Source organism: Streptomyces recifensis (assembly GCF_002154615.1).
GTDB classification, from domain to species: domain Bacteria; phylum Actinomycetota; class Actinomycetes; order Streptomycetales; family Streptomycetaceae; genus Streptomyces; species Streptomyces griseoluteus.
This window is the reverse complement of sequence record NZ_MUNH01000546.1, coordinates 1-12,004: the sequence shown is the minus strand read 5'-3', so window position 1 is coordinate 12,004 and position 12,004 is coordinate 1. Positions and strand designations below refer to the sequence as shown.

Sequence of the window (12,004 nt, the reverse complement as noted above, 5' to 3'; positions counted from 1 at the left end):
CGCTCCGGGCCCCCGCCGCCGGGGGCGGCGGGGGCCCGGAGCGGACGCGAGTGCGACGGAGATCTGCCGGTCGTCAACGACGGCCGGAATGCGGCGGAAACGCGTCAGAAACCGGTACCGAGGCACCATCCTTCGGCCCTGTCCGCGAAGTTTATACGACACGTGTTCACCCGTTGTTTCGGCTATCCGAATCCGATGGCCCGGGCAAGGAGATATCCGGTCGTGGATACGTGCTGAACATCCCGATTTCCCGGCCGCAGGGGCCCGCTGACCTCGCCGGACCCCGCCCGCGCGGTCGGCCGATTGTCGTCGGCGTTTTTCACGAGGCGATCAGGGCACCCGAAGATGCGTGATGCGGCATGCCTAGTGAATGTGCCGCAGGACACTTCCGTCAGAATAATGGGCGGCGAGGCCGGATGCGGCGTTATCGATCGCTTCCGCTGGGCATCATCCCAACCGATCCGGGAGCCCCGGCGGCCGGACCCTCGGGCCGCCCATCCGAGGAGGGACACTTCCATGGGGGAGAAGGTCGTGGCAGGCCCGTTCGACCTGTCCGATCGCCAGCGCTACCGTGAAAAGCTCCAGAAGTGCCTGGCGGGACTGGAGCGACTGCTGGCGGAGAAACGGTTCGACCGTCCCAAGAACCTGATGGGGCTGGAGATCGAATTGAATCTCGCCGGCCCCGACGGTATGCCGAAAATGCTGAACGGCGAGGTACTGGAGCGGATCGCCAGCCGCGATTTCCAGACCGAACTCGCCATGTTCAATCTGGAGGTCAACATAGCCCCGCACCGGCTGGGCGACCGGGTATTCGACCGGCTCGCGGAGGAACTGCGCACCTCCCTCGCCTACGCCGACCGCAAGGCGGGCGAGGTGGACGCCGGCATCGTGATGACCGGCATCCTGCCCACGCTCGGCCGGGACGACCTGGTCTCGTCCAACCTCTCCGAGGTGGACCGGTACGCCCTCCTCAACGACCAGATCGTCGCCGCGCGCGGTGAGGACTTCCGGCTCGACATCGAGGGGGTGGAGCATCTGCGCTGCACCTCACGCTCCATCGTCCCCGAGGCGGCCTGCACCTCCGTGCAACTCCACCTCCAGGTGACGCCCGACCGGTTCGCCGACGTGTGGAACGCGGCGCAGGCGGCCTCGGCCGCGCAGATCGCGGTCGGCGCCAACTCGCCGTTCCTGTTCGGGCACGAGCTGTGGCGCGAGTCCCGGCCGCCGCTCTTCCTCCAGGCCACCGACACCCGCCCGCCCGAACTCCAGGCCCAGGGCGTACGGCCGCGCACCTGGTTCGGCGAGCGCTGGATCACCGGCGCCCACGACCTGTTCGAGGAGAACCTGCGCTACTTCCCGCCCCTGCTGCCGATCTGCGACGACGAGGAGCCGCTGGAGGTCCTCGACGCCGGCGGCGTGCCCAGGCTCGCTGAACTCGTCCTGCACAACGGCACGGTGTACCGCTGGAACCGCCCGGTCTACGACATCGCCGACGGCGTTCCCCACCTGCGGGTGGAGAACCGGGTGCTGCCCGCCGGGCCCACCATCACCGACGTGATCGCCAACGCGGCCTTCTACTACGGGCTGGTGCGCGCGCTCGCCGAGGAGTCCCGCCCGGTGTGGTCCCGGCTGCCCTTCGAGGCCGCCGAGGCCAACTTCGACGCGGCCTGCCGGTACGGCATCGACGCCCGCTTCACCTGGCCCCGGCGCGGCCGCTACGGCGGTACGGCCGAGGTCGACGCCGTCACCCTGGTCCGCGACGAGCTGCTGCCGATGGCCGCCGCGGGGCTGGACGCGTGGGGGATCGAGGCGGCCGACCGGGACTTCTACCTCGGGGTCATCGAGGAGCGGTGCCGCAAGCGGGTCAACGGCGCTTCCTGGCAGGCGGCCACCTTCCACCGCGCCCTGGAGAAGGGGCACGGCCGGGAGGAGGCGCTCGCCGCGACGACGCGCCGGTACGCCGAGCTGATGCACGCCGGGGAGCCGGTGCACACCTGGCCGGTGGGGGTGCCGGAGCCGGTGCCGCTGGGCTGAGGAGGCTTTCCGGGGGCGCTTTCCGGAGGCTCTTTCCGGAGTCACGGCCGTACGCGGGTGTTCCGTCCGCGTACGGCCGTGCCGTGTGCCACCCGGTGCGCGGCCCGGCCGGGTCCTTCTGCGATCCTTTGCCCGAACGCAGGCGCGCGGGGGCAGGTCGAGCCGCCCGGCGCCCGGAACGCGGGTGGAGGCGGAACCGGTGGCCGAGTCCATGGCATGGCAGCAGCCCTCCCGGCGGATGCTGCGGGACGAGACGCTGATCGTGCTGGCGCTCTCGCTCGGGGCGAGCGGGGTGTCCGCGCTCATCAGCTTCATCGGGTCGGTCACCAAGCCCGGCGGGCTCAAGGACCAGGCGGCCACCCTCAACGCCTCCGCGGCGCCCGGCCGCCCCTGGCTCGACCTGGCCTGGCAGCTCTTCGGGATCGCGTCCGCGCTCGTGCCGGTGGCCCTGGTGGCGTATCTGCTGTGCCGGGAGGGCGAGAGCCTGCGCGTGCTCGGCTTCGACCGAGGGCGGCCCTGGTCCGACCTGGCGCGTGGCGCCGCCGTCGCGGCCGTGATCGGCAGTACCGGGATCGCCTTCTACCTGGCCGCGCGCGGGCTCGGCTTCAACCTCACCGTGGTGCCCGAGGCGCTGCCCGACGTGTGGTGGAAGTACCCGGTACTGGTGCTGTCCGCCCTGCAGAACGCGGTCCTCGAAGAGGTCATCGTCGTCGGCTACCTGCTGCGCAGGCTGGGCCAGTTGGGCTGGAGTCCGGGGACCGCGCTGGTGGCCAGCGCGGTCCTGCGGGGCTCGTACCACCTCTACCAGGGCATCGGCGGCTTCATAGGCAACATGGTGATGGGCGTGGTGTTCGTCTGGCTCTACCGCCGCTGGGGCCGGGTCGGCCCCCTGGTCGTCGCCCACTCACTGCTCGACATCGGCGCCTTCGTCGGCTACGCCCTGCTGGCGGGCAGGGTGGGGTGGCTGCCGACTCCCTAGGCGAGAAGTTCGCCGTCGATCACGGTGACCGCACGGCCTCGGAGCAGGGTGCGGTCGCCGCGCAGGCCGGTGCGGACCAGGCCGGCGCGGCGGGACGCCTGGAGGCCGGTGAGGTCGTCGCGGTCCAGGCGAGCGGACCAGTAGGGGGCGAGTGCCGTGTGGGCGCTGCCGGTCACCGGGTCCTCGTCGATGCCGACGTTCGGGAAGAAGCAGCGGGAGACGTAGTCGGCGCCCAGCGTGGGGTCCTCGGCGCGGGCGGTCACGATCACGCCCCGGCTGGAGCAGCCGCCGAGTGCCCGGTGGTCCGGGGTGAGTTCCAGCACCGTCTTCTCGTTGGCCAGTTCCACCAGCAGGTCCCCGACGTTCGGCCCGGTGTCGAACGTGGCCACCGGCTCCGCGCCCAGCGCGTCGGCGAGCCCCGCGGGGGCCTCCACCTCGGTGAGCGGGGCAGTGGGGAAGTCCAGGGTGATCTCCCCGTCCTCGTGCGGCGTGACGACGACCACCCCGCTGCGGGTGGCGAACCGCACGAGGCCCTCGTGGGCGCCCGTGGCGTACAGCACGTGCGCGGTGGCCAGCGTGGCATGGCCGCACATCGCCACCTCCGTGACCGGGGTGAACCACCGCAGCGCCCAGTCCGCCTCCCCGCCCCCGGGCAGCCGGTGGGCGAAGGCCGTCTCGGAGAGATTGACCTCGGCGGCCACCCGCTGAAGCCAGTCGTCGTCGGGGAACACGTCGTCCAGGAGCAGGACCCCGGCGGGGTTCCCGGTGAAGGGGCGGTCGGCGAAGGCGTCGACGATTCGGATGCGCATGCGCAGACCTTAAGGGGTCCAACGAGCTTGCGGCCAAGGCCAGTTGAACAGGAGTGGCCCTGGCCGGGCGGGGCTCAGGGAGCCAGCGGGAGCTGGCGCTTGTGCTCGGTGCGGTGGTAGCGGTCGACGATCGTGGTGTAGGCGGGGTCGGGGACCGGCTTGCCTTCCAGGAGGTCGTCGATGTCGTCGTAGGTGACGCCGAGGGCGGTCTCGTCGGACTTGCCGGGGTCCAGGGTCTCCAGGTCGGCGGTGGGGATCTTCCAGACCAGTTCGGCGGGGGCGCCGAGCGCGTCGGCCAGGGCGCGGACGCGGCGCTTGGTGAGGCCGGTGAGCGGGACGACGTCTGCCGCGCCGTCGCCGTACTTGGTGAAGAAGCCGGAGACCGCCTCCGCCGCGTGGTCGGTGCCGACGACGAGGCCGTCCTGGGCGCCGGCCACCGCGTACTGGGCGATCATGCGCTGGCGGGCCTTGATGTTGCCCTGCACGAAGTCCTGGTGGTACGCGTCCCGGAAGACCACGCCGCCGGCCACGACCGCGTCCAGCGCGGCGTCGCTCGCGGGGCGGATGTCGACGGTCAGGGTGCGGTCGGGGCGGATGAAGTCCAGTGCGCGCTGGGCGTCGGCCTCGTCGGCCTGGACGCCGTACGGCAGGCGCATCGCGTAGAAGGTCGCCTCGTGGCCGGCCGCTCGGGCCCGCTCGACCGCGAGCTGGCACAGGCGGCCCGCCGTGGTCGAGTCCACCCCGCCGCTGATCCCGAGCACCAGTGAGCGCAGGCCCGTGGAGGTCAGGCGCTCGGCGAGGAAGGCGGTGCGGCGCTCGATCTCCTGCTCCGCGTCGAAGGACTCGGAGACCTGGAGATCGCGGGCGATCTCCTTCTGCTGCGGCGTGGGGGCCAGGTCGGTCATGCTGCTCGTTCCTCACACTTCGGCGGCGGCCCTCACCTGCGGGCCGCTGCCATTCTGGCAAACGCCGGGCGGGCCGGTGCGCGACGGGTCAGGCGTCCCGCGCCGCGCGCTCCACCCGTGCCCGGTGCCCCGCCCACCAGGCGGGGTCGTCCGACGGCATGCTGGTGTTCCCCCGGTCCATCCCGGTCACGCCGTCCACCAGCTCCCGGACGATGTCCGCGTGCCCGGCGTGCCGCTGCGTGTCGGCGAGGACGCGGACGACGGCGTGGTGCAGGGTCACCTCGTCGCGGCCGCTCGGCCACCAGGGCACCCGGCCGACGGTGTCCAGCGGGAGTGCCTCGACCGTCGCGTCCGCGTGCGCCCAGGCGCGGCGGTACAGGTCCGTGATGCCCGCACGCGACTCCTCGGCGGTGGCCCACATGTCCGCGTTGACCTCGGCGTCCTCCGAGAGCCAGGGCAGCGGCTCACCCGAGGGCCGCCCGAAGGTGTCGCCGAGATACCCCAGCTCCACCCCGGCCGCGTGCTTCACCAGGCCCAGCAGGTTGGTCCCGGTCGGGGTGAGGGGGCGACGGGCGTCGTACTCCGAGAGCCCCTCGAGCTTCCAGAGCAGGGCTTCGCGGGCGGACCTCAGGTAGCGGAGGAGGTCGGCCTTGGGGTCGGGCGTGGTCATGGGGTGGGTTCGTCCCGGAAGTCGTCGGCCGGGGCCCCCCGGCAGTGAATGGTCGGGCGGTGCGCTCTACAGCGGGACCAGGAGACAGAACTCGTTGTTCTCCGGGTCGGTGAGGACGGTCCAGGAGACGTCGCCCTGGCCGAAGTCGAGGTCGGTGGCTCCCAGGGCGCGGAGGCGGTCGGCCTCGGCGGACTGGTCGCCGCCCGGGTAGGGGCGGAGGTCGAAGTGGACGCGGTTCAGGCCGGTCTTCGGGTCCGGGGTGCGGATGAATTCCAGGTAGGGGCCGACTGACTTCCCGGACCGGAGGCGGGCGATGTCGTCGGTGACCTCGTGCACGTTCCAGTCCATGGCCTCGCCCCAGAAGCGGGCCATGGCGCGCGGGTCCGCGCAGTCGACGACCACCGCGGCGACCGGGCCGGTGTCCCGGTACAGATCCCGCGGCTCCAGTACGCAGAACTCGTTGCCCTCGGGATCCGCCAGGACGGTCCAGGGGACGTCGCCCTGGCCGATGTCGACGGGGGTGGCACCCAAGTCCGCCAGGCGGGCGAGCAGTTCCGACCGGTGGGCCTCGGAGGTGGTGGCGAGGTCGAGGTGGACGCGGTTCTTCACCGTCTTCGGGACCGGCACGTCGAGGATGTCGATGCAGACGGCCTCGGGGGAGGGGTACGCGACGCCCGCGGGCCCGACGTTCGTCTCCTCGGGCGTGTCGCCGGTGACCATCCAGCCGAGCGCCTCCGCCCAGAACCGCCCGAGCGCGGACTTGTCCGTGGCCTTCATCGAGATCTGCACCAGACGCGTCGTCATGCGGGGGATCGTATGCCCGCGCCGTGAGGGGCGGCCAGCCGGTTTCCTCGCGCAGGGGCTTGTCGGCGAGCGGATTACCGATATATCGTTGACGTGTCGCGTAAGGAACGCGATGGGATGTGATGGATCGACAACAGAACGGAGTGATCGTGATGCACGGTCATGGATTCCAGCGAGGCCCCTGGGGTGCCGGTCCGGTTCGGCACGGCGGGCCCGGGTTCGAGGGAGAGCGGGGGGCGTTCGGGCCCTTCGGGCCGGGTGGGCCCGGATTCGGTGGGCCGATGTTCGGCGGACCCGGATTCGGGGGCAACCGTGGACGCGGCGGGCCGAGGGGGAGGGCCCGGCGCGGTGATGTGCGGGCCTCGATCCTGGCGCTGCTCAAGGACCGCCCGATGCACGGCTACGAGATGATCCAGGAGATCGCCGAGCGCAGCGGCGGCGCGTGGAAGCCCAGCCCCGGCTCGGTGTACCCCACACTGCAACTGCTGGAGGACGAGGGCCTGATCGTCAGCGAGAGCGAGGGCGGCAAGAAGCTGTTCGCGCTCACCGAGGCCGGCCGTACCGCCGCCGAGGAGGGACCGGACGCGCCCTGGGAGGAGGCGTCGCGGGGTGTCGACTGGGAGGCGCTCGGCGAGATCCGCCAGGCCGGGTCCGGTCTGATGGAAGCCTTCGGCCAGGTCTGGAAGACCGGTACCAAGGAACAGCGGGACAAGGCGCTGGCCGTCCTCAACGACGCCCGCAGGAAGCTGTACCTCATCCTCGCCGACGAGGCCTGAGTCCTGGCCGGCGTGCGCCGGGGCTCAGGCCGCCGGCATGCGGCGTATCACCGCCGCGTCGAACAGGTCCCACGCCCGTGGGAAGGGGCCCTCGTCATGGCAGTGCCAGGCGTCCCAGAACAGGTCGGCGGGCAGCGCGTCCCCCGGGGCGTACACCCGGTAGACGTACTGCTTGCCGTCGACCGCCGGCAGGCCCACCAGCCAGCACGGGCATCCTTCCTCCACTTCACGTGAGACGTGTGAGGGAGCCGTGTGGTTGCGTGAGGGCGCGCGACGGGCGGGACGCGCCCCTGAGAGAGAAGGGGCGGCCTCATCCGTGAGGAGGAGACGGCGTACGCCGGTCTCCACTCTGCGTGGGACGCGCGAATGGTTCCCCTCGCGGATGTGAAGGGGCCGCCGTGACTGATGGGGTGGGGCCGTGGAATCCCGTACAGCCGGTCGGGCCACCCCCGACGAGGGCGGAGCCGGCGCACCGGACGACACCGGACTCGACGCGACGCTCGCCGCGGTCGTCGCCGGTGCCCGCCGCCGCGCCGTGCGGGACGGCGACCGGCAGATCGACACCGCCCACCTGCTGCACTCCCTCCTCGACGCGGACCCCGAGGCCCGAGCCGCCATCGGCCCCCAGCTGGTCCGACTGCTCGGCTACCTGGTGCAGCGCAGCATCGGCTACGGGCTCGGCTGGCAGCGCGTGGCGGAGGGCGGCGGCACACCGGGCGCCGTGCCGAGACCGGTGCGGGGCGACGGCACCTTCGAGGGTCCCGAGCGCTGGTCGCCCCTCGCTGCCGAGGCCATGCGGGACGCCCGACGCCGCGCCGCCCGCCGGGGTGAACCCCACGCCACCGGCCTCGATCTGCTCGCCGCCCTGGTGGCCGACCCGCGCTCCCGCGCCGTCGAGGTGCTGGAGCACGCCGGAATCCCGGCGGGCGCCCTGGCCGCCGGGAAGGCACCCCGCGCGACGGGCGGGTGAGCCCCCGCGTCCATCTTCTGAGACAGGTGTCAACAGGGGTGACGCTCATGTCATCGCCTGTCATCATGTGCGCGTGCGTACGTCCGGAAACAGTGGCAGCGGCCGGGGCGGCGGGCTGGGCCTCGCGCTCGTCTCGGCCCTGGCCTTCGGCGGGTCGGGAGTCGCGGCCAAGCCGTTGATCGAGGCGGGCCTGGACCCGCTGCACGTCGTCTGGCTCCGGGTCACCGGTGCCGCCCTGGTGATGCTGCCCCTCGCCGTGCGGCACCGCGCGCTGCTGCGTCAACGTCCGGCGCTGCTCGCCGGGTTCGGGCTGCTGGCGGTCGCCGGAGTGCAGGCGTGCTACTTCGCCGCGCTCTCCCGCATCCCGGTCGGTGTCGCGCTGCTCATCGAATACCTGGCCCCGGCGCTGGTGCTCGGCTGGGTGCGGTTCGTGCAGCGGCGGCCGGTGACCAGGGCGGCCGCGCTCGGTGTGGTCCTCGCGGGCGGCGGGCTCGCCTGTGTGGTCGAGGTGTGGTCCGGGCTCCGCTTCGACGCCCTCGGTCTGCTGCTCGCCCTCGGTGCCGCCTGCTGCCAGGTCGGCTACTTCGTGCTGTCCGACCAGGGCGGTGACGCGGGGGAGCGGGCACCCGACCCGCTCGGCGTGATCGCGTACGGCCTGCTGGCCGGCGCCGCCGTGCTCACCCTCGTCGCGCGGCCCTGGAGCATGGACCGCTCGGTGCTCACCGGCACGGCGCACCTCGACGGCACGCCGGTGCCCGCGCTCGCGCTGCTCGCCTGGATCGTGCTCGTCGCCACGGTCGCCGCCTACGTCACCGGCGTGCTGTCGGTACGGCGGCTGTCGCCGCAGGTGGCCGGTGTCGTCGCGTGCCTGGAGGCGGTCATCGCCACCGTGCTCGCCTGGGTGCTGCTCGGCGAACATCTGTCGCTGCCCCAGGTGGCCGGGGGCGCGGTCGTGCTCCTCGGGGCGTTCATCGCCCAGTCCTCGGCGCCGGCCCAGGGGGTCCCCGAGCCGGTCGCGGAGGGGGGCGTGGAACGGGAGCTGTCGGCGCGGGGCACCGCGGCCTAGGCTCCCGCGGGGCCTACTTCGTCAACTCCTCGAGGTACGTCGGCAGTTCGGTGCCGGGGGCCAGGTCGGCGTCGGCGAGCGGGGTCGCGTAGGTCTTCTGTACGGGGACGACTCCGGCCCAGTGCGGCAGGGCGAGGTCCTCCGGCTCGTCGGCGACGCCGCCGGTGCGCACCTTGGCCGAGACCTCCTGCAGGTCCAGCCGGATCACCGCCGTCGCCGCCAGTTCCTTGCGGTTGGCGGGGCGGGAGTCGGCCGAGCGGCCCGGCACCACCTGGTCCACCAGGGCGTCCAGCGCGATCCGGCGCTCCTCCGGGTCGGTGACCTCGTACGCCACGCCGTGCACCACCACCGAGCGGTAGTTGATCGAGTGGTGGAAGGCGGAGCGGGCCAGCACCAGGCCGTCGACATGGGTGACCGTCAGGCACACCGGCAGTCCAGGATCGGCGGCGCCGGTCATCCGCAGCGGGCGCGAACCCGTGGACCCGTGCACGTACAGCCGCTCACCGATCCGGCCGTACAGCGTGGGCAGCACCACCGGGGCGCCGTCGCGGACGAAGCCGAGGTGGCAGAGGTAGCCCTCGTCGAGGATCGCGTGCACCGCCTCCCTATCGTACGACGCACGCTGCGGGGCCCTGGTGGGCACGGTGCGGTCGGTCGGTGCGTAGTCGGCCTGCGGTGCTGCCTGTCCGGTGCCCTGCATGGCGGCCCTCCCTGGACTGCTGAATTGCACTAGTGCATAATTGCTTTTGTGCTAGGAGAGTATCCGATTCAGGGACGCGGCGCAGCGGAGATCGCGGCCAGCGTCGAACACGCGGTCGGCTCGGGGGAGCTGCTGCCGGGTCAACCGCTGCCGCCCATGCGGGAGTTGGCGGTCCGGCTCGACGTCAATCCCAATACGGTCGCGGCCGCCTACCGCACCCTGCGCGAGCGCGGGGTGATCGAGACCGCCGGCCGCCGGGGCAGCCGGGTCCGCCCCAAGCCCGCCACCACCGGCCGCGACGAGCTGCGGGTGGACGTGCCGGAGGGTGCGCGCGACCTGTCCACCGGCAACCCCGACCCGGCGCTGCTGCCCGCCCTCGGCCCGGCGCTCGCGGAGGCCGCCACCCGCGCGGACCGGGCCCCGGCGCTGTACGGGGACGACCCGGCCGACCCGGACCTGGTGCGCGCCGCCCGCTCGGCGCTGGACGCCGACGGGGTTCCGGCCGGGCCGCTCACCCTCACCTCCGGATCGCTCGACGCCATCGAGCGTGTCCTCGCCGCGCATCTGCGGCCCGGGGACGCGGTCGCCGTGGAGGACCCCGGCTGGGGAAGCGTGCTGGACCTGATCCCGGCGCTCGGGCTGCGGGCCGTACCCGTGGGCGTGGACGACGAGGGCCCGCTCCCCGCCGAGCTGGACGCCGCCCTGCACTCCGGTGCCCGCGCGCTGCTCGTCACCACCCGTGCCCAGAACCCCACCGGTGCCTCGGTGAGTGCCGGCCGCGCCCGCGAACTCCGCGCGGTGCTGCGCCGGCACCCCGCTACCGTGCTGATCGAGGACGACCACGGGCACGGCTTCGTCGACCTCCCGGCGCACCCTCTGGCGGGCGCCACCCCGCACTGGGCCTTCGTCCGCTCCGTCTCCAAGACCTACGGCCCCGACCTCCGGCTCGCCGTCCTCGCCGGGGACACCCGCACCGTCGACCTGGTACGCGGACGTCAACGGCTCGGTCCCGGCTGGGTGAGCCACCTCCTCCAGCGCGCCGTCGTCCGCCTCTGGGCGGACGGCGCGGTGGGGCCGCAGGTGGCCGCGTCCTACAGCACGCGCCGTGGACGCCTGCTCGACGCCCTCGCCGAGCGCGGCGTCACGGCCCACGGCCGCAGCGGCATGAACGTCTGGGTCCCGGTCCCCGACGAGACCGGCGCAGTCGCCCGCCTTCTCCAGTCCGGCTGGGCCGTGGCCCCCGGCGCCCGCTTCCGCCTGAACTCCCCACCCGCGATCCGCATCACGGTGTCGCCGCTGGACGAGGCGGACATCGTTCCGCTGGCGGAGGCGGTGGCGGCGGCGGTACGGCCGTCTCCGGCGCGGTCGTACGGGTAGGCGCCGTCCTGCGGGCGGGGACGGGCGTACGGGCAGGGAGGTCAGCCCTTACGCCGGACCTGTGTCAGCGCCGCCCCCGCGATCACGACCGCAGCGCCCACCGGTGTCGTCCAGCGGAGGGACTCGCCGAGGATCGTCACTCCGGCGACCGTGGCGATGACCGGGACGAAGTAGGTGACCATCTGGGCCGTGGTGGGGCCGACCTCGGCGACGAGACCGTACTGGATGAGCATGGCCAGACCCGTGCCCAGGGCGCCCAGGGCGGCTACGGCGAGGAGCGGGAGTACCGGGAAGTGAGCCGGGAGGGTCGTGAACAGGGGCGTGACCAGGGCGAGTTGTGCCGTGGCGAGGAGGAGTTGCGCGCCGGTCATCGAGAGGTGGGACTCGGTGGTGCCGGCCAGGGTGCGGCGGACGTAGATCCAGCCGACGGGGTAGCTCAGGGAGGCCAGGAGGGCCAGGGCGGTGCCCCGTGCGTCCAGGCCGTGGAAGCCCTGCCAGGCGCCGAGGACGGTCAGGACACCGAGGAAGCCGAGGCCCAGTCCGGCGACGCGGATGCGGGTGGGGCGGTCCTCGGAGAGGGCGACCAGGGAGAAGGCCATGCCCCACAGGGGGGAGGTGGCGTTGCAGATGCCGGCCAGCGTGGAGGGGATCGTCAGCTCCGCGAACGCGAAGAGCGAGAAGGGCAGGGCGTTCAGGAAGAACGCGGCCACCGTCAGGTGCGCCCAGGTCCGTCCCCCGCGCGGTAGCCGCTCCCGCTTCACGGCCATGGCGGCCACGAGCACCAGCGTGCCGAACAGCAGGCGGCCCAGGGTGACCTGGAAGGGGGCGTACGCACCCGTGCCGACCTTGATCAGGAGGAAGCTGAAGCCCCAGATCAGGGACAGCAGGCCGAAGCGGAGCCGCCAGTCGAGCAG

General features: G+C 72.9%; 13 protein-coding genes. 6 read left to right on the top strand and 7 right to left on the bottom strand.

Features of this window, described 5'->3' with window-relative positions; genetic code table 11:
• Positions 1-516: 516 nt before the first annotated feature.
• Both CCN33_RS25490 and CCN33_RS25485 read left to right on the top strand, forming a co-directional pair.
• A complete protein-coding gene (locus CCN33_RS25490; protein WP_086695814.1) occupies positions 517-2,034 on the top strand; it encodes a glutamate-cysteine ligase family protein in 1,518 nt (505 codons plus the stop codon).
• 211 nt (positions 2,035-2,245) lie between these two features.
• A complete protein-coding gene (locus CCN33_RS25485; protein WP_086695816.1) occupies positions 2,246-3,013 on the top strand; it encodes a CPBP family intramembrane glutamic endopeptidase in 768 nt (255 codons plus the stop codon).
• Here the strand turns inward: CCN33_RS25485 and CCN33_RS25480 are convergent.
• From CCN33_RS25480 to CCN33_RS25465, 4 genes are all read right to left on the bottom strand, one after another.
• Positions 3,010-3,822, bottom strand: coding sequence for a PhzF family phenazine biosynthesis protein (locus tag CCN33_RS25480; RefSeq protein ID WP_086695813.1), 813 nt, complete (start codon positions 3,820-3,822; stop codon positions 3,010-3,012). The genes CCN33_RS25485 and CCN33_RS25480 overlap by 4 nt on opposite strands.
• Before the next feature lie 74 nt (positions 3,823-3,896).
• Positions 3,897-4,727, bottom strand: a complete 831-nt coding sequence (nadE, locus tag CCN33_RS25475) for an ammonia-dependent NAD(+) synthetase (protein ID WP_086695812.1) — start codon at positions 4,725-4,727, stop codon at positions 3,897-3,899.
• Positions 4,728-4,815: 88 nt separating this feature from the next.
• The gene (locus CCN33_RS25470) at positions 4,816-5,397 is read right to left on the bottom strand and encodes a DinB family protein (protein ID WP_086695811.1); all 582 of its coding nucleotides are present in this window, start codon (positions 5,395-5,397) and stop codon (positions 4,816-4,818) included.
• 66 nt (positions 5,398-5,463) lie between these two features.
• The gene (locus CCN33_RS25465) at positions 5,464-6,201 is read right to left on the bottom strand and encodes a VOC family protein (protein ID WP_086695810.1); all 738 of its coding nucleotides are present in this window, start codon (positions 6,199-6,201) and stop codon (positions 5,464-5,466) included.
• A 152-nt stretch (positions 6,202-6,353) separates the two neighbouring features.
• On the opposite strand from CCN33_RS25465, the gene CCN33_RS25460 reads away from it, so the two are divergent.
• Positions 6,354-6,977 carry a PadR family transcriptional regulator gene (locus CCN33_RS25460; RefSeq protein ID WP_086695815.1) on the top strand — a complete coding sequence of 208 codons (624 nt, stop codon included), beginning with the start codon at positions 6,354-6,356 and terminating at the stop codon, positions 6,975-6,977.
• A 24-nt stretch (positions 6,978-7,001) separates the two neighbouring features.
• On the opposite strand, the gene CCN33_RS32260 is transcribed toward CCN33_RS25460, so the two are convergent.
• The gene (locus tag CCN33_RS32260) at positions 7,002-7,175 is read right to left on the bottom strand and encodes a hypothetical protein (RefSeq protein WP_086695809.1); all 174 of its coding nucleotides are present in this window, start codon (positions 7,173-7,175) and stop codon (positions 7,002-7,004) included.
• 220 nt (positions 7,176-7,395) lie between these two features.
• Between CCN33_RS32260 and CCN33_RS25450 the strand changes: the two genes are divergently transcribed.
• The gene (locus CCN33_RS25450) at positions 7,396-7,947 is read left to right on the top strand and encodes a Clp protease N-terminal domain-containing protein (protein WP_086695808.1); all 552 of its coding nucleotides are present in this window, start codon (positions 7,396-7,398) and stop codon (positions 7,945-7,947) included.
• Between the two features lie 73 nt (positions 7,948-8,020).
• A complete protein-coding gene (locus CCN33_RS25445) occupies positions 8,021-9,013 on the top strand; it encodes an EamA family transporter (RefSeq protein ID WP_425275870.1) in 993 nt (330 codons plus the stop codon).
• 13 nt (positions 9,014-9,026) lie between these two features.
• Here CCN33_RS25445 and CCN33_RS25440 read toward each other — a convergent pair whose 3' ends face one another.
• Complete coding sequence (locus tag CCN33_RS25440) at positions 9,027-9,713, bottom strand: pyridoxamine 5'-phosphate oxidase family protein (protein WP_086695806.1); 687 nt, start codon at positions 9,711-9,713, stop codon at positions 9,027-9,029.
• A gap of 48 nt (positions 9,714-9,761) precedes the next feature.
• Between CCN33_RS25440 and CCN33_RS25435 the strand changes: the two genes are divergently transcribed.
• Positions 9,762-11,090, top strand: a complete 1,329-nt coding sequence (locus CCN33_RS25435; RefSeq protein ID WP_086695805.1) for an aminotransferase class I/II-fold pyridoxal phosphate-dependent enzyme — start codon at positions 9,762-9,764, stop codon at positions 11,088-11,090.
• A 41-nt stretch (positions 11,091-11,131) separates the two neighbouring features.
• Here the strand turns inward: CCN33_RS25435 and CCN33_RS25430 are convergent, their stop codons facing one another.
• The gene (locus tag CCN33_RS25430) at positions 11,132-12,004 is read right to left on the bottom strand and encodes a DMT family transporter (RefSeq protein WP_086695804.1); all 873 of its coding nucleotides are present in this window, start codon (positions 12,002-12,004) and stop codon (positions 11,132-11,134) included.

What these genes read in the sequence shown, in the direction of transcription:
- CCN33_RS25470 (WP_086695811.1), bottom strand. Translation starts at nt 5,397, where the DNA reads ATGACCACGCCCGACCCCAAGGCCGACCTCCTCCGCTACCTGAGGTCC.
- CCN33_RS25440 (WP_086695806.1), bottom strand. Translation starts at nt 9,713, where the DNA reads ATGCAGGGCACCGGACAGGCAGCACCGCAGGCCGACTACGCACCGACC.
- CCN33_RS25465 (WP_086695810.1), bottom strand. Translation starts at nt 6,201, where the DNA reads ATGACGACGCGTCTGGTGCAGATCTCGATGAAGGCCACGGACAAGTCC.
- nadE (WP_086695812.1), bottom strand. Translation starts at nt 4,727, where the DNA reads ATGACCGACCTGGCCCCCACGCCGCAGCAGAAGGAGATCGCCCGCGAT.
- CCN33_RS25485 (WP_086695816.1), top strand. Translation starts at nt 2,246, where the DNA reads ATGGCATGGCAGCAGCCCTCCCGGCGGATGCTGCGGGACGAGACGCTG.
- CCN33_RS25480 (WP_086695813.1), bottom strand. Translation starts at nt 3,822, where the DNA reads ATGCGCATCCGAATCGTCGACGCCTTCGCCGACCGCCCCTTCACCGGG.
- CCN33_RS25460 (WP_086695815.1), top strand. Translation starts at nt 6,354, where the DNA reads ATGCACGGTCATGGATTCCAGCGAGGCCCCTGGGGTGCCGGTCCGGTT.
- CCN33_RS25490 (WP_086695814.1), top strand. Translation starts at nt 517, where the DNA reads ATGGGGGAGAAGGTCGTGGCAGGCCCGTTCGACCTGTCCGATCGCCAG.